The organism is Pseudarthrobacter sp. HLT1-7, from assembly GCF_059383435.1.
In genome coordinates this window covers 11,492-28,594 of record NZ_JBWZCH010000023.1, presented here as the reverse complement: position 1 = coordinate 28,594, position 17,103 = coordinate 11,492, and the positions used below count along the sequence as shown (strand labels likewise).

The window sequence follows — 17,103 nt, the reverse complement described above, 5'->3', positions numbered from 1 at the left end:
AGATGGATCACTAACCAGTATTCTATTGTCCTTTATATGTATACTTTTGGATAAAAGGTTGGGGCATATGGCTAGTGGGCGGTAATCGCTTCACGCCTCTCGGACTCGGGCACCTTCCCGCCCCGCGGCCCGACGTGGAGCACGCCGGCCTCAAGGGCGGTGACAAGTACCTGCAACCGATCTTGGACGCACCATTTCACCATGATGCGTGAGAGGTGGCCCTTGACGGCCGCCTCCGAGACACCGAGTTCCCTCGCGATGTCGCGGTTGGCCCGTCCTTGGCCCAGGCACTCAACGACCTCCCGTTCTCGGGTCGTCAGTGTGGGCAGATCGGTTCGGGACAGCAGTGGTTCGGCGGGGCGTGTTCTCCGTAACACCTCCAGCAACCCGATAAGTGCAGATCGGGACACGAAGACGTGGCCCGCCGTGACGTCGGACACCGCACTCTGGATCTCGCAAACCGAAGCATCGCTCGTGAGGATTCCGCGGGCACCTGCGTCCATGACGTCTCGAATCGCGTCGGACGCGCCGGCGTCGATGAAGACCATGAGATGGGCCTGAGGATAGAAGGTCAGCACGGGTAGGAGGTCGGGGGCCGCCTGGCCGCGTGGCAACCGTGCATCAACGACGACAAGGTCGGCCTGATGTGCCCGGCAATCGGATGCGAGCTCGAGAGGCGACGTTGCGCGACTGAATACAACCCGCGTCTGGGAATTGAAACGAAAAATTGCATTTAGAACAGAAAGCAATCGAGTCTCCGAGACGCCGACAACCACCGACATTTCCTGCACCGCCACATCAGCCTTCTCCCCTTTGCCCGTTTCGGGACAACATAATTCCAGTACAGCTTAAAGTGACTATTTGGTCAGAGTGTCGTGCTGCGGTTCCTCAGAGAACCAGTGCTGGAACTTGGATCAACGAAGTTGGCTGCCGCACCTCCCTTCGAGATGAAGGAGGTCCGCTCCAGAGTCTACTGAAAAAATGATCCAATAGTGACGGTTACTCCGTTTGATGGACTTTTCCTCCCGGGTCCGGGCACTGCGGTTAGCCTTCCATCAGGCGGACTTCAGCCTCGACGCGTTGTGGGATGGGACCGCCGCGGTGAGGCATACACGATGTCCAGAAGAAGCTGGATTTTTCGACGCTGGAACCGCGGCATCGTGGTGAGCCATAGAGCGCGTCGTGGCTGCTTCCCCACCGCCAGGACACGATGACGGTAGCTGCAGCGTCTCAGCGGGGCCGGTTTGTCGGTAAACGAGGGCGCCGAACTGCCCCGGGCGTACCGCGCCACCAGTGCGGCGGCCTGACGGCTGCGGGATGCGGCCATGGGTGACTAGGATCGCGGTATGGGGACTGCAGAGGACTTGTTCGAAGGGCAGCCCACCGGTTTGCCGACGCCGATGTCACGAGGCAGCTCGCTGTACCGGGAAGGTTCCGGCCCGGCGGTGGTCCGGCACGTTGGGGGCTATGCCCCGTTCATTGAATTCTGCGCGGTGCAGGGAGTGCGGGCCGAGGAACTTGCTGCGGACGCTGAGCGGCTCATCTGGTTCCTGCGTACGTTCGGTTCCCGGATTGCGGAGCACAGTCCGCTCAGTGCCGCGGCGGCCGTATTCGCCGGGAACACCATCGCCGGGCTGAGGCCGGACGCGCAGTGGGCCGCGTACGTGGGTGCCTCTCCCGCGGTGGGAGACCGGGAGAGGCAGTTCGAGATCGGCCGCCTGCTCGACGGTCTGCACAGCGCGGACGACAATGCCGTCCGCGGACTCGTTGCCGCGATCCTGGACTGGGCCCGGGAAGAGCCGGAGGAGCCCCCGGCAATGCTGCCCCGGCCCGCATCCCCGGCGGCAGGACAGCCCCGCTACGTGCGGCCGGACCTGCCGGCGAAGACCTGCTACTCCCGCGAGGGCGAACCCATTCACTACGGCCGGCACTGGGGCGCTGACGGGCCCAGCCCGGATTCCTACAGCGTGGACAGCCATCCCGAGCGTTTCGCCGGACTTCACGTTGTTGCCCGTGCCTTGATCGAGCATCTCGCGGCGGTCTACGACGTCGACGTCCAGGAGGATCCCGTCCATGCCGGGGAGCTGGTCAGGGAAGTCAGGGACGTGCGGCAGGCGGTCAACGTCGTCCCCCGGCGTTCCGGAGCGGCCTCAATGACGTTGGTGTTGACCGGCTATCCGGGAATTGTGGTGCACGCCGGGGTGCTGCACGACTTTCCGTTTCCTGTCTGCGGCTGCGATGCCTGCGACGAAACGGTAGAGACAACGGCGGGCCGGCTGGAGCTGCTGGTCCTCACGGTCGCGGCCGGCGGTTACAGCGAACGCTTCCCGGTGGGCCGCAAGCGGTGGAGCGAATACGCGCTGACCGCGTTCGACGGTTCCGGTTCGGAAGGCGGACAAGGCGAACCCGGCGCCGCAGCCGGACGCCTCCACGACGCGGAGATCAAGCTGCGGGATGTGGCCGGCGGATGGAGCCCCTGGCCGCTGCGCGGGAGCTGAGGCCGGAAGCCGGGTGCCGGAAGCAGGAGCCAGGGTTTGACTCAGCCGGATGCCGACACCACCGCGGCTGCTCTTGGAGCGGTATTGTTTAGCTGCTAAAGTAATGACCATGACCACGACCATTGCTTTGTTCGGTGCGACCGGGAAAACCGGTCGCCGTGTGCTCGATCAAGCTCTTGCGCAAGGGCTCTCCGTGCGCGCACTCGCGCGTGATCCCGCCAGGATCGCCGTTGCCGATGATCGGCTCACCGTGATCGAGGGGGATGTGCTGGATGCACGGTCGGTCGACCGGGTGGTGGCGGGAGCGGATGCTGTGCTCAGTGTGTTCGGGCATGTGAAAGGCTCCCCGGACGGCCTGCAGGCGGACGGTACCCGGCTAATCCTGGAGGCGATGCAGCATCACGGGATCACCCGGATCGTGACCCTCTCGGGCGGCGGCCTGCGTGCCGAGGGCAAGGATCAGCCGAAGCTGCAAGATCGCGTCATCCGCGGCCTCCTGAAGCTGCTATCGGGCCAGGTGCTCGCGGACGCCGAAGAGCACTTGGAGCTGCTGCAGCAGAGTGGCCTGGAGTGGACGGTGGTGCGCGGACCCCGCCTGACCGAAGAACCCGGGACGGGCTCGTACGGGGTGGGCTGGGTGGGTGGCGACAGCACCACGAAGATCAGTCGCGACGATCTCGCCGAGTTTCTTATCACCCAGATCGACGATCGTCAGTACGTGCGCGAGATGCCGTTCGTCAGCGCCCGATGAGCGCCGCCGACGGCCGGGTTGATCCGGTGCGTGTAGTGCTCGGCGGTGTGGCGGCGCTCAGCCGAGCGCTGTCGTTGGAGCAGCGGCGTCCGTTCGAAGGGCGGGTGCTGACCGGCTCGCAACTATCGGCGCTGTTCTTCCTCGCCCGGACGCCGTCTGGCTTGACCCCGGGCCGGCTAGCGGAGCTCCTCACCGTGTCCGCCGGCGCTGTCACCCAGCTTGTCGACGCGCTGAGGGCGGACGGGCACGTCGACATTCGGGTCAACCCTGCTGATGCCCGATCGCGCATCATCGTGCTGTCCCGCGCCTCCCGCGACGAGGTGGAGCACTTCGAAGGGGCCACTGCTGAACGCCTGTTACCCAGGTTCGCGGCCCTGACATCGGCCGAACTGACGACATTCGCGGACCTGATGAATCGCGTCACCATGGATACGAAAGAATGATCGGGAGTGTTCTGGTGACCGGCGCAACCGGCACGGTCGGCGACGCCGTGACGGAGTTTCTGCTCGAGCGCGGAGCCTCTGTGCTCGGCGCCGTGCGCAACGCTGACGACGCGGCCCGTCTCCGTGTAGGCGTGGAGGCACGGCACTTTGACTTCTCGATGTCGCCAGCCGGACTCGATCAGGCGCTGGATGGGTGCGACCGGCTGTTCCTGATGCGACCTCCCGCAATCGCCGATGTGCAGACGTACTTGTTCCCCGTCATCGACGCCGCCCAACGTCGCGGCATCCGACACATCGTGTTCTTGTCTTTGCAGGGCGTGCAGCAAAACCGCCGCACCCCTCACTACGCCGTTGAGCAGTATCTGAAGAGCACCGGTGCCCCGTTCACGTCGTTGCGCCCGAACTTCTTCATGCAGAACCTGTCGACGACCCACGCGGCGGAGATCCGTGACGACGACGACGTCTTCGTGCCCGCCGGACGCTCCCTCACCGCGTTCATCGACGCCCGCGACATCGGCCGCGTTAGCGCGGCCGTACTGACCGAACCAGGCCACAACGGCCGCGCCTACACCCTCTCGGGCGAACAGAGCCTCACCTATCGCAACGTCGCTGCCATCCTCAGCGACGTGCTCGGGCGTAGCATCCACTACCGGCGACCCAGCGAGACCGAATACCTATCCCGCCTGCGCAAACAGGGCAAGTCCGAGGACTACATCGCCGTGCAGAAGATGATCTACCGCATCGTGCGTTTCAACATCTCAGCTTTCCCCAACCGCTCGGTCCGGCGCCTCACCGGGCACCCAGCCACCACACTCTGCGAATTTGCCGAGCGTGCGCGCGGTGCGTGGCAGAGATGACAGGCGCCAGACACCAAGCGCTGGAGCCCGCAGGCGTAATGTAACGGACTGGTAACGTAGAACGGATGCTGTCTAAGTCTGGTCAAACAAGAGTCACGCAGCTGGATGGCCTCAGGGGAATTGCCGCCCTGGTGGTTGTTGCCTGCCACGTACTGTCCACACTTCCCGGAATCGGGAGTGTTGTCAGTGGCAACCGATCCGCGGGACTTACCACCACGGAGTCGTGGGCAGTTTTCTCGCCACTGCACGTCCTCTGGAACGGCACCCCGGCAGTCCACGTCTTTTTTGTGCTTTCCGGCTTCGTGCTGGTCCTGCCATTCACCAGACCTGGGGCTGTCAGAAACTGGGCGCAGTACTACGCCAAAAGGTTGCTCCGCCTCTACTTACCGGCCTGGGCATCGCTGGCGGTGGCCGTTGCCTTGATCTCCATCATTCCCCGGTCGGCGTCGCCGTTGCAGAGCCCCTGGGCGGACATCTACGTGATCGGCCCCAGCATGGGCCAGGTCTTCAAGGACAGCCTGCTCCTGCTGACCGCGAGCACCATCAACACTCCGCTGTGGTCCCTCAAATGGGAAGTCGCGTTCTCCCTCCTGCTCCCCGCGTACGTCCTCATCGCCCTCCGCTGGCGGCGCTTCTGGCTCGTAAAAATCGGCATCGCACTGCTGCTGACCGTGGTGGGAGCGTTGCAGGACCAGGAATGGCTGACCTATCTCCCGATCTTCGCCATCGGGGCCATCCTCGGCACCGAACGCGACCGGATCCGTGAACTGACTCAATCCTGGCCGCCCCTCGCCTGGTTCCTCGTGGCCGCCGCAGGCCTCTTCCTCGCCAACGCGGAATGGACCAGTCCCGGGCAGCCGATCGCCGCCGTCGAGGCCGTTGTTACGGTGGGCTCGGTGCTGATCGTGGTGCTGTTTGTGTCCTGCCGCTCCGCCAAAAGGCTGGGGGACACCGCCGTCGCGCAGTGGCTGGGACGCGTCTCCTTCAGCCTCTACCTGGTGCACCTTCCGATCATCCTGGCTGGTGTCAACCTGCTCCGCGCAGTTTCGCTTCCGCTGGCACTCGCGGTCTCGGTGGCCGCGTCATTCCTGGCCGCCACGCTGTTCTACCGCTACGTGGAACTGCCCTCGCACCGGCTGTCGATGGCAGCAGGCCGGGCCGTGGGGCGCCGGGTCAAAGGCGGCGCCCGCCGTGACGCCCGCGGGGATACGCCCGGCGACCCGGTCACCCGGGACACCATGAGCGCCCCGCCGGCCCCTATGGTCAGAAGAGTTCAAGCGTGAGGCGCGGCGCCAATCGCTCGTGGTTGCCGCCGAAGACCGATCCGGGGACGACCAGGACTTCATCGAACAGATTTCGGAACACTGGACGGAGTAAACCGGAGCGGGCTTTGGACGATCCCGGGGGGAACATATGCGCAAGCACCCGGGCCAGCCCCCGTTATCCAAGATGACCTGTCTGCGGCGACTGAGTCGATCACCCTTCTGCCGCTGACATCCCAATTGACGGACGCACCTCTGCTGAGGTTGGCCGTTGAGCAGTCGCTTGCCATTTTTCTAGGCCGGGGAGCTGGTAAATATTCACCGGAAGTCCTTTTTGGTCGGCCCATGGCTGGGCCGGAATGGGCGGTGGGCGGCGTAGGCGTCCATCGTGTCAGTGCTGCCTTTCACCTTCTGGCCGAGACCCCTTGCGGAATACGTTAGTGGCCACTAACGTATTGTCTGTGTTGGATGCCTTGGAGATTGCCGCGGAGCCGAACCGGCGGCGGCTGCTGCATCTTCTAGCACGCCAGGAACAATCGGTCGGGGAACTGGCCGCGCACTTCACCGTAAGCCGCTCTGCCGTCTCCCAGCACCTGCTGCTGCTGGAACAGGCAGGGCTGGTGGCGGCCCGAAAAGAGGGGCGGAACAGGTATTACAGGCTTGACCCCGCGGGCATGGGCCGGCTTCGGGATCTGGTCGAACAATTCTGGACCGATGAGCTTGACCTGCTGGCGTCCGATGCCGCAGCTCTGGTCCGGCAGCGCGACGGACCCCCGCAACATCACCCGACCCAGCCGCAAACCCCGCGTCAGGATAAGGACACTTCACATGAGCTTCGATAAAACCATCCACCTACCTGTCGGCGTCGACGAGGCGTTCGCCCTCATCACCGAGCCGGAACGCCTGCGCCGCTGGCAAACGGTGGCGGCCCGGGTGGACCTTCGGATCGGCGGCGAGTACCGCTGGACCATCACCCCCGGACACCACGCCGCCGGCACTTTCCAAGTGATCGAACCGGGTAAACGCATTGTCTTCACCTGGGGCTGGGAGTCCGGCATGGACCTGGCGCCTGGCGCGTCCACTGTGACGATCACGCTGTCGCCCGACGCCGGAGGTACCTCTCTTCGGCTGGTGCACGAGGGACTCACCGAGGACCAGGCCACCGCACATGCGCGGGGCTGGAACCACTACCTGGACCGCCTGGTCGCCGAAACGTCCTCCGCCGCCGGCGCCGGCCCGGACGAGTGGTCCGCGGCCCCGGATCCACTCGACCACTTCAGCGCCGCCGAGGCATCGTCCGCGGTCCTCCTGGGCGTGCTGCGGAAACTCACTCCGGAAGACCGGGAAAAGCCCACTCCCTGCGATGCGTTCACCGTCCACGAACTGCTCGAGCACCTGGCCGGTTCGCTGAAGCACGTCGGCAGCGCGCTCGGCGCGGATCTGATAGACGACGCCGGCGCTGCACCGGAAGTGCGTATCGCCGGGCTCGCCCAGCCCACGCTGGAAGCCTTCACCCGCCGCGGCATCGGGGGCAGCATTGGCATGGGCTTCGCAGAACTTCCAGCCACCGTGGTGGCCGGCATCGTCAATCTGGAGCTGCTGGTGCACGCCTGGGACTTCGCGAAGGCCACCGGCCAGGAACTCGTTGTGTCCGACGTCGTTACGGAATACGTCGAAAGCCTGGCACACGCGACCATTTCCGATCAGGTCCGCGCCAGCGGCAGCTTCGCGTCGGTCCAGCCGGTCGCCGAGACTGCCGGCAGCCTGGAACGCCTGATCGGGTTCACCGGCCGCACGGTCCCCGCCTGAAGCTTTTCACCCAAAAACCCCCGCATAACAACTACGAAAGCAGGAATGAGATGTCCAAGTTCGTCTTCGTTTACCACGCCCCGATGACCCCCGCCGAGGCCGCGCCGCCGGCACCGGAGGAGATGGCCGCGGTCATGGAACAGTGGAACGCCTGGGCCGCCAAACTCGGCGACGGCCTAATTGACTTCGGGACCCCGCTGGCCAACGGAGTCCGCGTCTCCACCGGCGGCGCCACGGCACCGAGCCAGCGTGAGGTCGCCGGGTACAGCATCGTCGAGGCCGAGAATATCGAGGCAGCCGTTGAACTCGCTAAAAAGCACCCCCACCTGAACATGCCGGGTGGCTGCGAAATCGAGGTTCACGAGGCCCAGCAGATCCCGGGCATGTAGCAGGCCACCTACGCGTACCGCAGGTTGTCCGCCGTTGCCAACAGCAGCGGCGGACCACCGCACCTCCACAGAAACCGGACCCCATGTCAGAGAATCCCGATGGAACCGCCATCACCACCCGCACGACTTTCAGCCGCAGCACCCGGATTGCTGCCACCATCAACGCCAACGCGGCGACTGTGTGGCGGATCCTGACCACGGCCGCGGCCTATCCGGACTGGAATTCCACGATCGTGTCCCTCGAGGGGGCGATCTCGCCGGGCTCGAAAATCCGGCTGGTGTCCACGCTGGATCCGAGCCGCACGTTCACCCTGAAAATCAAGGAGTTCACCCCGCCCACCCGGCTGGTGTGGGGTGATGCCCTCGGAAGCCGCGTCTACACCCTCGCGGACACCGGGAGCGGGCAGACCCGGTTTGAGATGGTCGAGAGTATTGGTGGTCCGGTGTTCCCGCTCTTCGCCAGCAAGATTCCGTCGTTCGATGCCAGCTTTGCGCAGTTCTTCACGGACCTGAAATCCGCAGCAGAACGGGCCCGGTGACCGCCCGGCCGTGGAAGCATCTCCGTCACGCCCGCCCGGTGCCGGCCCGGAACTCCGATGTCGGGCCGGTCGTTGGACGGGCATGAACAGGCGCGTTGTGATTCCGGTCGTAGCCCTAGTTGTTATTGTCGCGGTCGCCGTCGGACTGTATCTGTTCCAGCCCTGGCGGATCTTCACCAGTTCCACCGTGGCGGAGGACATTCCGGCCGTTGCGCCGCCGGCCAGCCAGTCAGCGCCGCAGTCAGCGCCCCAATCTGCGGGGCCAGCGGCCGAACCGGCCCCGATCCCGCCGCGTCAACTCAGCGCGGGCGAACTTATCAGCCACGAACATGCCAGCTCTGGCACCGTGAAAATTCTCGAACTCGCCGACGGGAGCCGGATCCTGAGGTTCGAAGGCCTCGATACGTCAGATGGCCCGGACCTTCGGGTGTGGCTCAGCGACGCCCCGGTGATCGAGGGAGCGGCCGGCTGGCAAGTGTTCGACGACGGGGCGTACCTCGATCTGGGAGTGCTCAAGGCCAACAAGGGCGATCAGAATTACGTGATCCCGCCCGGAGCGAACCTTGCTGACTACAGCTCCGTGAGTATCTGGTGTGCGCGGTTCGCGGTTTCCTTCGCCGCTGCCGAGCTGACGAGTTAGCCGTATTCGGCAACCAGGCAGGCCCGCAGGTTCGTTAGGCGGAGGCAGCGCGGCCCCTCACCAGGATGATGAGTAAGGCTCGGCCCACAGCGCCGCCGTCAGGGTCACGGACTTGAACCACGCGTGATACATCGCCTCCACCTCATCCGCATCCTTGCCCCGCCCGGCGAGGAAGGGCCGGATCGTGGAGGTCAAAGGAACGATGAAGGCGATGATGTAGCGCAGGTTGATCTCGGACGCCGTCGAGCTCACGCCGTCGGTGAGGCTCTTCTTCGCCGCCGTGTGGCGGAGGGCAATCTCGTGCTGGTAGTCCAGCCACTGCTGGTCGCGGTCGCGGGAACAGGTATCCGTGATCCACCGGGCGAATCTGGCCCGCACGGCTCCCAGATAGTCCGGATTTGCCGTTCCGTCCGCTCCGGCGAAACTGGCAATGAGGAAATCATGGCTGCCAACAAATCCGTACCAGACGTCGAGGATGCGATCCGCCTGAGGTCCAAGAATCTCGCCCGCCCGCCGCAACGCGTCCGCATCATCCGGAGTCCATAGCACCGCCGCTTCGAGCCGGGCAAGGTCTTCAAGTGACACGGGACTCGGGGCAAGGGACTCGCTGCCGAACGTGTAGCCGGGGATCGTGGACATGATGACACCTTTCGCCGGGGAACTTTCTCATAAAAGCACTCGGAGGCGCCGACGTATAGAGTCCAGCCAAAGTAGCCCGCAATCGTGGGGTTCGGGGCCCTCCAAACGACTGGCCCTCCAAACGACCACAATTGCGGGTCAGCGGGGGTGAGGTGCGGGGTTAGGCAGCCTGGTTGAAGCGGACCATGTTTCCGGACGGGTCGCGGAAGGCACAGTCGCGCGGTCCCCAGGGCTGGACGATGGGTTCCTGGATGACCTCCGCGCCGGATGCCCGGACGGCCTCGAACGTGGCGTCGAGATCGTCGGTGCGGAACACAAGAATGGGGAGCGCGCCCTTGACGAGCAGCTGCTGGAGGGAGTCGCCGTCGTCCTGGGAACGGCCGGCGTGCGGGACGGACAGCACCAGCTCCAGGTCCGGTTGGGCAGTGCCGAGGGTGACCCAGCGCTGTCCGTCCGAGCCGACGTCGTTGCGCACTTCCAGGCCGAGAACGTCCCGGTAAAACGCGAGCGACGTATCAAGGTCATTGACGGTGATTTGTGAGTACTGCAGTGAAATATTCATGTCGTTCACGCTATGGCAGCGGCTGTGGGGGCGCTTCTTCAATCCTGCTCGGTTTGCGCCCGGGCCGTGTGCGCAGCCGGGCGATGCACGAGGGCATGGCATTCACCGCGTGGTGCTGCCGGGACCGGTACGCACTCGGCGGCATGCCGACGATCTCGGTGAACCGTGAGCTGAACGATCCCAGCGAGGTGCAGCCGACCTCCATACACGCGTCCGTCACGCTGGTACCGCACCGCAGCAGTGCCATGGCGCGTTCGATCCGCCGGGTCATGAGGTAGTTGTAGGGCGTCTCGCCGTAGGCCGCTTTGAACTGGCGGGAGAAGTGCGCCGAAGACATGAGGGCCCCGGCGGCCATGGTGGGCACATCCAGTGGCCGGGCGTAGTTGCGGTCGATCAGGTCCCGGGCCCGGCGCAGGTGCACCAGGTTGGCCAACTCCTGCGGTGTCATGCCGCCATTCTAGAACCGTTGAGGTCGCTACGGGGGCCTGACCTGAGCCGTAGGAGGCACGGCGCCAACCGCGGTGGTCACCCGTCCCGGAAATCTCCTGTACAGTTGATTCTGTTGTTGTGTTTATGCAGTTCGTAGTTCAGGCAGTACGCACGGTTGAAAGACTTTGTTCTTCTGAAGCAGCGGTTTTGAGCACCCCACACCGGAGGACCCGAAAGTCGGGACTTTTCCTCTACCTTCACGAAGGACAAAAAATAATGGCTACTGGTACCGTCAAATGGTTTAACGCTGAAAAGGGCTTCGGCTTCATTTCCCCCGATGACTCCTCACAGGACGTCTTCGCACACTACTCCGCGATCGCCTCTTCCGGCTTCCGCTCACTCGAAGAGAACCAGAAGGTCTCCTTCGAGACCGAGCAGGGCCCCAAGGGCCCGCAGGCCGTAAACATCCAGGCTCTCTAAGACTTAGCTTCCAGCTAACTCTTTTGAGTCCGGGGCCGCAAGGTTTCGAGCAGGGCCCGTCTTTGACGGGCCCTGCTTTTGTTTAACCCGGGTGTGCTGTATCGGGTCCCAATTGACCTCGCAGGTGTGGATGTTTTGCGCCCTCAAAACGGCCCCTGCTGCGAGCCACTTGGGGGCGACGCCGTGGGCCCGTTCAATCCGAACGTCGGGCCCCCGGGCGGGTGATGTCCAGCAGCTCTCCGGTCTCCCGCTGGAGCGCGATGGACGCGTACGCCTTGTTGAACGCGATGGTGATGCTGCCGATGTCCGCGCCGTCCATCCGGACGTGGGCCTTGAGGTTCCCGCCTGATCAGTGTCCTCCCGGGATTGCTTGGAAAGGCGGAGAAGAACCACGTTTACTTCCCGGATGAGGTAGGGCCGGTGGGGAACCTTCCCGTCATGATTCCCTGCCGTCGCGGCCTCGCGCAGATGGTTCGGGGGACAGCATGAATTCGGGCAGCAGTTCCTCTCAGCCGGGTTGCCTCACGCTGCGGCTGAAGGCCGGGCAGATTCTCCTGGTAACCGTCGTCGAGTATCTGCATCCACTCGTCAAATTTTCCGCGAGTTGCGCCAGGTCACCGACCTCCGCGGCTGCCGCCGAGCCGCCGTCAAACTTCCGTCGATAGGTCCAGCCGGCTCAACGCGACCGCTTTCAGCGACGACATCATGGGCATTGCTGACTTGGCAGCAGACTGCCATTCTTGGAAAATCCGCACTTCTAACTGCGAACGCAAGGATGAGACGATGCCGCTATATTTGTCGAAGTTCAGCTACACACCGGCGACTTGGGCGAGGCTGATCAGCAACCCCGAGGACCGCGGAAAGGCCGCCCAAGCATACATCGAATCGGTCGGTGGCAAACTCCATGGATTCTGGTACGCCTTCGGCGCCCACGACGGCTATACCCTATGGGATGCTCCCGACAACGTGTCCATGGCCGCGGTTGCACTGGCGATCAGCGGAGGCGGCGCATTGAGCTCATTGGAAACGACAGTCCTTTTGACCGTCGACGACACGGTGGACGCCCTGCGGAAGGCCGAACAGATTAAGTACCGTCCCCCCGGCACCTGACGGCAGTTACGGCGGCGACTCACACGTCAAAACCCTGCTGTATGGATGGCCCGTCCTTGCACGGCCCGACCCCAAGGGCTCAATCCCCAAGGGCCGCGGCGGTGAGGGCTGCGTGTTCCGGCCCAACTGACTCGCAGTTATGGGCGTTTTGAGCGCCCAAAGCGCGCAAAACGGCCCCTGCTGCGAGTTGCTTGGGTCTGAGGCCCGGGTGCGCTGTGTTGCGGGTTCATCCACCCAGCTCGAGTTCGACGTCCACCTCGTCTCCGGCATGGATGCCCGCCGCCGTCCTGATGTCCTTCTTGACGGGCAGCAGGTACGAGCCGCTCTTGCTGTCCGGGAAAAGCGAGGTGGACCAGCGCTGCCCGGCGATGGAAGCGCCCACCTTTACCGAACCGAATGCCCTGCGGAAGGCAACGGCGTCGTCCCGTAGCTCCTCGGCCAACTCCTGAGGCAGCGTGATGAAATGCCACCCGGCCTGCTCGGGGTAGTGCCACAGCTCGCCACGGAACGAGTAAGGCGTGGTCACATTCAGCCAGCGTCGCGGTAATTGATGTGTAGCGTCGCCGGGGGAGGGCCCTGCAGCATCTCCGCCGTCAGCCCGTGCACACTCACCAGCTGCTCCCGGAACCACACGTCGTAGGGAACCTCCGACGTAGCCAGTGTCTGGAAGGCCTTGGCGAGATCCTCGGCCTCATGGAACAGGCAGACGAAATCTCCCTGCGGCGTCTGCATGAGGCTGGCCACCTCCCGGGTTACGCCCATGCGCTTCCGCGAGCGTGCATGCTCCTCTCGCCGCGGGCCCTTCATCTCCTCGTCCAACGCCTTCCACTCGTCGAGTTTCCCGGGCAGAATCGGCGCGAACCACGTGATGCATTCCATGACAGATTTCCTTCCTCGCTGCAGTGAGTACGGTGGTTATCCCATCGGTACAGGAGCATGTTAGTCCCGTGCACGACGGCGGGACAGGGCTTTCGCAAACACCTCCCGACCCGCTCAACCACGGCGCCATTACGACTTCCGCCGCGGTGTCGAGCAGCCGGGCCGAATACCAGAGGTACCACGGCGCGGGTTCAAGGCCCCGCTTGATCCACACCTCTGGCATGATAGCCAGCATGGAAGCCGTCCCCGCCTACGATCTCCGCGTCAGCATCCAGGCGACGGAACCAGAAATCTGGCGCCGGCTGCAGGTGCCGGAGACCATCACCGTCCCGGAACTGCACCGGGTCCTGCAGACCGCGTTCGGCTGGGAGGACCGCCACCTGTACGGCGTCCGGGGCGTTGACCGGCTCGGCCAGCCCCGGACGATCATCGGCCCCGACGCCGCAGCGGAGGATACGGACGACGAGCCGGCCTCCGGCGTCGTGCTCTTTGAAATCCTGGACGCCCAGCGGAGCGGGCCGGCGGCGCTGGAATACGAGTACGACTTCGGCGATGCCTGGACGCACACCTTCGACGTGATCGGGCCCGCCGAGCTTCCCGCCGGGAGTCTGCGCTGTGTTGATGGCGCCAACCGCGGACCGGTGGAGGACTCCGGCGGCCCCTACGGCTACGTACGCCTCATTGCGGCGCTGGCGGATCCGGCGGACGAGGATCACCAGGAGCTCGCCGGCTGGTACACGTTCGCCACGGGGCAGGACGCCGGCACCTTTGATCCCCGCGCGTTCGACGCCGACGCTCTCAACAACCGCCTGGACGGTCTGGCCCAGCGGCTGTGGCCCGAACCGCCCACGGACCAGGAGGTCGACGCCGTCGTCCGTCCCGTGCACTGGCTCCTGAACCAGGTGCCCCCGGACGGGCTGCAGCTCACCCAGGACGGCTACCTCAAACCCGCCGTCGTGAGTCAGGCCGTCCGCGAACTTGGCTGGGAATACCGCTGGCCGGGGACGGCGAACAGGGAAGTCCAGACCCCTCCCGTGCTGCGGCTCCGGCAGCAACTGCAGGAGTGGAAGCTACTGCGGAAGCTGAAAGGCCGCCTGCTGCTGACGCCGAAGGGACGCACCATGCACGACGGCGGCCGGCAACTGTGGGACTACCTCGCCGACGCGGTGGCCTCACCGACAGAGAAGGCCACGGCCGCAGTTACGGAGAGGGCGGTCCAGTGGCTGCTTGATGGAACCACGCCGTCCTGGGACCGGCGCGGACCCGCGATCGCGGACGCGCTGCACGCGGCCGGGTTCCGGATAAACGCCGGGGAACCGGTGCCACAGGACGTGGCCGACGGGCTGTATCGGCAGGTGCGGTGGGCGCTCGATTGCCTGCAGCTGACTGTGCCGGACCGCGACTTCAGCGAGGCCAGGACTCTCACCGGCGGCGGCCGGAAGTTCCTGCTGCAGGTGCAGAGGCGGCTCGCCGAGGAGTGATCGGGCGCCGTCGGCGTCGGGTATTGACTGCCGTGCGGGACCGGACGGCCAAGCGGGTCTGGACACCGAAGTGGGGCGGTGGGAATCTGGACGCAGGCGCCGTCGGCGAGGGAGGCTGGTAGCAGGTCATGAATGAAACACCGGATACACGTCAATTGCTGTCCACCCGCATCGAACAGAAGCAACAAGCGGTCCGCTCCTATCTGGGACGGGAACGGCCACGGCGGAACAAGCTCTCCAACATCAGCGTCGTGGGCAGCGCAATTGCCGCCATGCTTACCGCCGGTCCGGCCTTCGGGGGCACAGGCTTCACCAACGCAATCCAGGGTGTCTTCTCGCTGGCCGACGATTCGGTAGTGTGGCGCGTGCTGTGCCTGGGGGCCGTGCTGCTGTCCGTCGCCGCGGCGCTGGCCACGAATTTCGCCAACTCCCATTCCCTCGCGGACAGGGTCAGCGCAGCGGAGACCTGCAAGGCCCAGCTTGAAGGGCTGCAGGACACCTTGAGCTTTGGCCGGATCGCCATTGACGATGCGCTGAAGCTGTACCAGCAATACACGGCCCAGGTAGCGTTCGTGGACGACGCGCCGGCCCGCTGACGCCGCTCTTGTCCTCACCACAGCGTTCACATCGTCGCCATCGCCGGTTAACGCGGGCAGGCAACGATGGGAGCATGACTGCTTACACCCGCCGAATCATCCTCAAAGGTGCCATGGCCGCCGCCGGTGCCGTCGCCATCGTTCCAGGAACTGCCGCCGCCGCCGCCAGCGCGGCCCGGCCGTCCGGCGTCGCGCTGGTTCGGAACCGCCTGACTCTTCCCTCCGGTATCGCCACGGGCGACGTCACCGCCGATTCCGGCGTGCTGTGGGCCCGCGCGTCAGGTGCCGGCCAGCTGGTGGCCAGCCTGCTGGCAGTCGACGACGACGGGTCCCCGCTCCGCGGCGGCCGGGCCTTCCAGCGGGTACTGAGGGGGAGCGCCGCCAGCGAGGCGACGGACTTCACCGCCAAAATTTACGCGGATCGCCTCCCCGCTGGAACCCGTTTCGCGGTCAGCATGCATTTTGAGGACGCCGAGGGCAACGCCGGCGAAACCGCGCGTGGATCCTACAGCACCGCTCCCGGCCCTGCCTCCCAGCGAGCCGGCGGCTTCCGCCGCGGACACTCGCCGAGGACGCAGAGCTTCGTCTGGACCGGCGACACCGCCGGACAGGGCTGGGGCATCAACGAGGAGATCGGCGGTATGCGTGGCTACGCGGCCATGCACGCCACCCGCCCGGACTTTTTCATTCACTCCGGAGACACGATCTACGCCGACGGCCCCATCCCCGCGCAGGTCACCGAGCCTGACGGGCAGATCTGGCGCAACCTCGTCACTGCGGAAGTGGCCAAGGTGGCCGAGACGCTCAGCGAGTTCCGCGGCCGGCACCGCTACAACATGATGGACAAGAACATCCGCGCTATGTACGCCGAGGTCCCGGTGATCGCCCAGTGGGATGACCACGAAACCCACAACAACTGGTACCCGGGTCAAATTCTCACCGATGACCGCTACGCCGAACGCCGCGTGGACGTCCTCGCCGCCCGCGGACGCCAGGCCTGGCAGGAATACCAGCCGATCGCCGGCCGCAGCGACGGCTCTACGGGCTTCGAGCCCGCCAGGATCTACCGAAAGATCTCCCGCGGCCCGCAACTGGATATCTTCTGCCTGGACATGCGCAGCTTCAAGGACCCCAACACGGACGGCAAGGAGATGCAGCTGATGCACATCCTCGGCCAGGAGCAGGCGGACTGGCTGATCCGCGAAGTGAGCAGGTCCAAGGCCACGTGGAAAGTCATAGCCAACGATCTCCCGCTGGGCCTGGTGGTGCCGGACGGTCCGGTGAACGAGGAGTCCTTCTCCAACCGCGACGACGGCGCCCCCTTGGGTAAGGAGCTCGAGCTCGCCGGGGTGCTTTCCGCCTTCAAACGGAACCGGGTAAAGAACGTGGTCTGGGTGACCGCCGACGTGCACTACTGTGCGGCCCACCACTACTCGCCGGAGCGGGCGGCCTTCCAGGACTTCGACCCCTTCTGGGAATTCGTGGCGGGTCCCATCAACGCCGGTAGCTTCGGACCGAACAAGCTGGACGGGACCTTCGGGCCGGAGGTCGCGTTCTTCCAGGCCGGCGCCTATGCGAACGAGTCCCCGCGCAGCGGAAAAAGCCAGTACTTCGGCCATGTGGACCTGGGCGAGGGAGACGTCTTCACCGTGAGCCTGCGGGACGCCAACGGCGGGGTGCTCTGGAGCAAGGCCCTGCAGCCGGAGCGGTGAGGCCGAACTGGCAGTAAAGCCGCTCTG

At 65.1% G+C, this 17,103-nt stretch carries 23 protein-coding genes; 16 read left to right on the top strand and 7 right to left on the bottom strand.

Annotated features, from left to right (window positions below; genetic code table 11):
• Positions 1 to 71: 71 nt before the first annotated feature.
• A complete protein-coding gene (locus tag AC50X6_RS17430) occupies positions 72 to 797 on the bottom strand; it encodes a response regulator transcription factor (RefSeq protein ID WP_494967418.1) in 726 nt (241 codons plus the stop codon).
• 549 nt (positions 798 to 1,346) lie between these two features.
• On the opposite strand from AC50X6_RS17430, the gene AC50X6_RS17425 reads away from it, so the two are divergent.
• The 11 genes from AC50X6_RS17425 to AC50X6_RS17375 all read left to right on the top strand — a co-directional run bounded on the left by AC50X6_RS17425 (position 1,347) and on the right by AC50X6_RS17375 (position 9,188).
• Positions 1,347 to 2,498, top strand: coding sequence for a DUF6226 family protein (locus tag AC50X6_RS17425; protein WP_494967417.1), 1,152 nt, complete (start codon positions 1,347 to 1,349; stop codon positions 2,496 to 2,498).
• 109 nt (positions 2,499 to 2,607) lie between these two features.
• Complete coding sequence (locus AC50X6_RS17420) at positions 2,608 to 3,249, top strand: NAD(P)-dependent oxidoreductase (RefSeq protein ID WP_494967416.1); 642 nt, start codon at positions 2,608 to 2,610, stop codon at positions 3,247 to 3,249.
• Complete coding sequence (locus tag AC50X6_RS17415) at positions 3,246 to 3,692, top strand: MarR family winged helix-turn-helix transcriptional regulator (RefSeq protein WP_494967415.1); 447 nt, start codon at positions 3,246 to 3,248, stop codon at positions 3,690 to 3,692. Before AC50X6_RS17420 ends, AC50X6_RS17415 begins: the two co-directional genes overlap by 4 nt.
• Positions 3,689 to 4,549: an SDR family oxidoreductase gene (locus tag AC50X6_RS17410; protein WP_494967414.1), complete on the top strand. Its 861-nt coding sequence runs from the start codon at positions 3,689 to 3,691 to the stop codon at positions 4,547 to 4,549. Before AC50X6_RS17415 ends, AC50X6_RS17410 begins: the two co-directional genes overlap by 4 nt.
• Before the next feature lie 65 nt (positions 4,550 to 4,614).
• Positions 4,615 to 5,832 carry an acyltransferase family protein gene (locus tag AC50X6_RS17405; protein WP_494967413.1) on the top strand — a complete coding sequence of 406 codons (1,218 nt, stop codon included), beginning with the start codon at positions 4,615 to 4,617 and terminating at the stop codon, positions 5,830 to 5,832.
• A gap of 19 nt (positions 5,833 to 5,851) precedes the next feature.
• Positions 5,852 to 5,926, top strand: coding sequence for a hypothetical protein (locus AC50X6_RS17400; RefSeq protein ID WP_494967433.1), 75 nt, complete (start codon positions 5,852 to 5,854; stop codon positions 5,924 to 5,926).
• Between the two features lie 325 nt (positions 5,927 to 6,251).
• On the top strand, positions 6,252 to 6,653 hold the full coding sequence (locus AC50X6_RS17395; protein ID WP_494967412.1) for an ArsR/SmtB family transcription factor: 402 nt from the start codon (positions 6,252 to 6,254) through the stop codon (positions 6,651 to 6,653).
• Complete coding sequence (locus tag AC50X6_RS17390; protein ID WP_494967411.1) at positions 6,640 to 7,620, top strand: TIGR03086 family metal-binding protein; 981 nt, start codon at positions 6,640 to 6,642, stop codon at positions 7,618 to 7,620. The genes AC50X6_RS17395 and AC50X6_RS17390 overlap by 14 nt, the downstream gene beginning before the upstream one ends.
• 50 nt (positions 7,621 to 7,670) lie before the next feature.
• Positions 7,671 to 8,009, top strand: a complete 339-nt coding sequence (locus AC50X6_RS17385; protein WP_494967410.1) for a YciI family protein — start codon at positions 7,671 to 7,673, stop codon at positions 8,007 to 8,009.
• Positions 8,010 to 8,092: 83 nt separating this feature from the next.
• A complete protein-coding gene (locus AC50X6_RS17380; RefSeq protein WP_494967409.1) occupies positions 8,093 to 8,548 on the top strand; it encodes an SRPBCC family protein in 456 nt (151 codons plus the stop codon).
• Positions 8,549 to 8,630: 82 nt separating this feature from the next.
• A complete protein-coding gene (locus tag AC50X6_RS17375; RefSeq protein ID WP_494967408.1) occupies positions 8,631 to 9,188 on the top strand; it encodes a DM13 domain-containing protein in 558 nt (185 codons plus the stop codon).
• Positions 9,189 to 9,245: 57 nt separating this feature from the next.
• Here AC50X6_RS17375 and AC50X6_RS17370 read toward each other — a convergent pair whose 3' ends face one another.
• The 3 genes from AC50X6_RS17370 to AC50X6_RS17360 form a co-directional block, all read right to left on the bottom strand.
• On the bottom strand, positions 9,246 to 9,827 hold the full coding sequence (locus AC50X6_RS17370) for a protoglobin domain-containing protein (protein ID WP_494967407.1): 582 nt from the start codon (positions 9,825 to 9,827) through the stop codon (positions 9,246 to 9,248).
• 160 nt (positions 9,828 to 9,987) lie between these two features.
• The gene (locus AC50X6_RS17365; protein ID WP_494967406.1) at positions 9,988 to 10,389 is read right to left on the bottom strand and encodes a VOC family protein; all 402 of its coding nucleotides are present in this window, start codon (positions 10,387 to 10,389) and stop codon (positions 9,988 to 9,990) included.
• Between the two features lie 10 nt (positions 10,390 to 10,399).
• The gene (locus AC50X6_RS17360) at positions 10,400 to 10,837 is read right to left on the bottom strand and encodes a helix-turn-helix transcriptional regulator (protein WP_494967405.1); all 438 of its coding nucleotides are present in this window, start codon (positions 10,835 to 10,837) and stop codon (positions 10,400 to 10,402) included.
• Between the two features lie 257 nt (positions 10,838 to 11,094).
• Here AC50X6_RS17360 and AC50X6_RS17355 point away from each other — a divergent pair, with 257 nt between their 5' ends.
• A complete protein-coding gene (locus tag AC50X6_RS17355; protein ID WP_024365339.1) occupies positions 11,095 to 11,298 on the top strand; it encodes a cold-shock protein in 204 nt (67 codons plus the stop codon).
• A gap of 193 nt (positions 11,299 to 11,491) precedes the next feature.
• Here the strand turns inward: AC50X6_RS17355 and AC50X6_RS17350 are convergent, their stop codons facing one another.
• Complete coding sequence (locus AC50X6_RS17350; RefSeq protein WP_494967404.1) at positions 11,492 to 11,617, bottom strand: hypothetical protein; 126 nt, start codon at positions 11,615 to 11,617, stop codon at positions 11,492 to 11,494.
• Positions 11,618 to 12,081: 464 nt separating this feature from the next.
• On the opposite strand from AC50X6_RS17350, the gene AC50X6_RS17345 reads away from it, so the two are divergent.
• A complete protein-coding gene (locus tag AC50X6_RS17345) occupies positions 12,082 to 12,408 on the top strand; it encodes a GYD domain-containing protein (RefSeq protein ID WP_494967403.1) in 327 nt (108 codons plus the stop codon).
• A gap of 226 nt (positions 12,409 to 12,634) precedes the next feature.
• Here AC50X6_RS17345 and AC50X6_RS17340 read toward each other — a convergent pair whose 3' ends face one another.
• Together AC50X6_RS17340 and AC50X6_RS17335 are read right to left on the bottom strand one after the other, a co-directional pair.
• The gene (locus tag AC50X6_RS17340; protein ID WP_494967402.1) at positions 12,635 to 12,934 is read right to left on the bottom strand and encodes a DUF1905 domain-containing protein; all 300 of its coding nucleotides are present in this window, start codon (positions 12,932 to 12,934) and stop codon (positions 12,635 to 12,637) included.
• Positions 12,935 to 12,936: 2 nt separating this feature from the next.
• A complete protein-coding gene (locus tag AC50X6_RS17335; protein ID WP_494967401.1) occupies positions 12,937 to 13,287 on the bottom strand; it encodes a DUF6176 family protein in 351 nt (116 codons plus the stop codon).
• Between the two features lie 233 nt (positions 13,288 to 13,520).
• Between AC50X6_RS17335 and AC50X6_RS17330 the strand changes: the two genes are divergently transcribed.
• The 3 genes from AC50X6_RS17330 to AC50X6_RS17320 all read left to right on the top strand — a co-directional run bounded on the left by AC50X6_RS17330 (position 13,521) and on the right by AC50X6_RS17320 (position 17,076).
• Positions 13,521 to 14,768, top strand: coding sequence for a plasmid pRiA4b ORF-3 family protein (locus tag AC50X6_RS17330; protein WP_494967400.1), 1,248 nt, complete (start codon positions 13,521 to 13,523; stop codon positions 14,766 to 14,768).
• 128 nt (positions 14,769 to 14,896) lie between these two features.
• Positions 14,897 to 15,364, top strand: coding sequence for a hypothetical protein (locus AC50X6_RS17325; protein ID WP_494967399.1), 468 nt, complete (start codon positions 14,897 to 14,899; stop codon positions 15,362 to 15,364).
• Between the two features lie 74 nt (positions 15,365 to 15,438).
• Positions 15,439 to 17,076 carry an alkaline phosphatase D family protein gene (locus tag AC50X6_RS17320; protein ID WP_494967398.1) on the top strand — a complete coding sequence of 546 codons (1,638 nt, stop codon included), beginning with the start codon at positions 15,439 to 15,441 and terminating at the stop codon, positions 17,074 to 17,076.
• Positions 17,077 to 17,103: the final 27 nt, after the last annotated feature.

What these genes read in the sequence shown, in the direction of transcription:
- AC50X6_RS17325 (WP_494967399.1), top strand. Translation starts at nt 14,897, where the DNA reads ATGAATGAAACACCGGATACACGTCAATTGCTGTCCACCCGCATCGAA.
- AC50X6_RS17390 (WP_494967411.1), top strand. Translation starts at nt 6,640, where the DNA reads ATGAGCTTCGATAAAACCATCCACCTACCTGTCGGCGTCGACGAGGCG.
- AC50X6_RS17405 (WP_494967413.1), top strand. Translation starts at nt 4,615, where the DNA reads ATGCTGTCTAAGTCTGGTCAAACAAGAGTCACGCAGCTGGATGGCCTC.
- AC50X6_RS17425 (WP_494967417.1), top strand. Translation starts at nt 1,347, where the DNA reads ATGGGGACTGCAGAGGACTTGTTCGAAGGGCAGCCCACCGGTTTGCCG.
- AC50X6_RS17380 (WP_494967409.1), top strand. Translation starts at nt 8,093, where the DNA reads ATGTCAGAGAATCCCGATGGAACCGCCATCACCACCCGCACGACTTTC.
- AC50X6_RS17360 (WP_494967405.1), bottom strand. Translation starts at nt 10,837, where the DNA reads ATGACACCGCAGGAGTTGGCCAACCTGGTGCACCTGCGCCGGGCCCGG.
- AC50X6_RS17350 (WP_494967404.1), bottom strand. Translation starts at nt 11,617, where the DNA reads ATGGACGGCGCGGACATCGGCAGCATCACCATCGCGTTCAACAAGGCG.
- AC50X6_RS17330 (WP_494967400.1), top strand. Translation starts at nt 13,521, where the DNA reads ATGGAAGCCGTCCCCGCCTACGATCTCCGCGTCAGCATCCAGGCGACG.
- AC50X6_RS17345 (WP_494967403.1), top strand. Translation starts at nt 12,082, where the DNA reads ATGCCGCTATATTTGTCGAAGTTCAGCTACACACCGGCGACTTGGGCG.
- AC50X6_RS17410 (WP_494967414.1), top strand. Translation starts at nt 3,689, where the DNA reads ATGATCGGGAGTGTTCTGGTGACCGGCGCAACCGGCACGGTCGGCGAC.
- AC50X6_RS17320 (WP_494967398.1), top strand. Translation starts at nt 15,439, where the DNA reads ATGACTGCTTACACCCGCCGAATCATCCTCAAAGGTGCCATGGCCGCC.
- AC50X6_RS17335 (WP_494967401.1), bottom strand. Translation starts at nt 13,287, where the DNA reads ATGGAATGCATCACGTGGTTCGCGCCGATTCTGCCCGGGAAACTCGAC.
- AC50X6_RS17385 (WP_494967410.1), top strand. Translation starts at nt 7,671, where the DNA reads ATGTCCAAGTTCGTCTTCGTTTACCACGCCCCGATGACCCCCGCCGAG.
- AC50X6_RS17365 (WP_494967406.1), bottom strand. Translation starts at nt 10,389, where the DNA reads ATGAATATTTCACTGCAGTACTCACAAATCACCGTCAATGACCTTGAT.
- AC50X6_RS17370 (WP_494967407.1), bottom strand. Translation starts at nt 9,827, where the DNA reads ATGTCCACGATCCCCGGCTACACGTTCGGCAGCGAGTCCCTTGCCCCG.
- AC50X6_RS17420 (WP_494967416.1), top strand. Translation starts at nt 2,608, where the DNA reads ATGACCACGACCATTGCTTTGTTCGGTGCGACCGGGAAAACCGGTCGC.
- AC50X6_RS17355 (WP_024365339.1), top strand. Translation starts at nt 11,095, where the DNA reads ATGGCTACTGGTACCGTCAAATGGTTTAACGCTGAAAAGGGCTTCGGC.
- AC50X6_RS17375 (WP_494967408.1), top strand. Translation starts at nt 8,631, where the DNA reads ATGAACAGGCGCGTTGTGATTCCGGTCGTAGCCCTAGTTGTTATTGTC.
- AC50X6_RS17415 (WP_494967415.1), top strand. Translation starts at nt 3,246, where the DNA reads ATGAGCGCCGCCGACGGCCGGGTTGATCCGGTGCGTGTAGTGCTCGGC.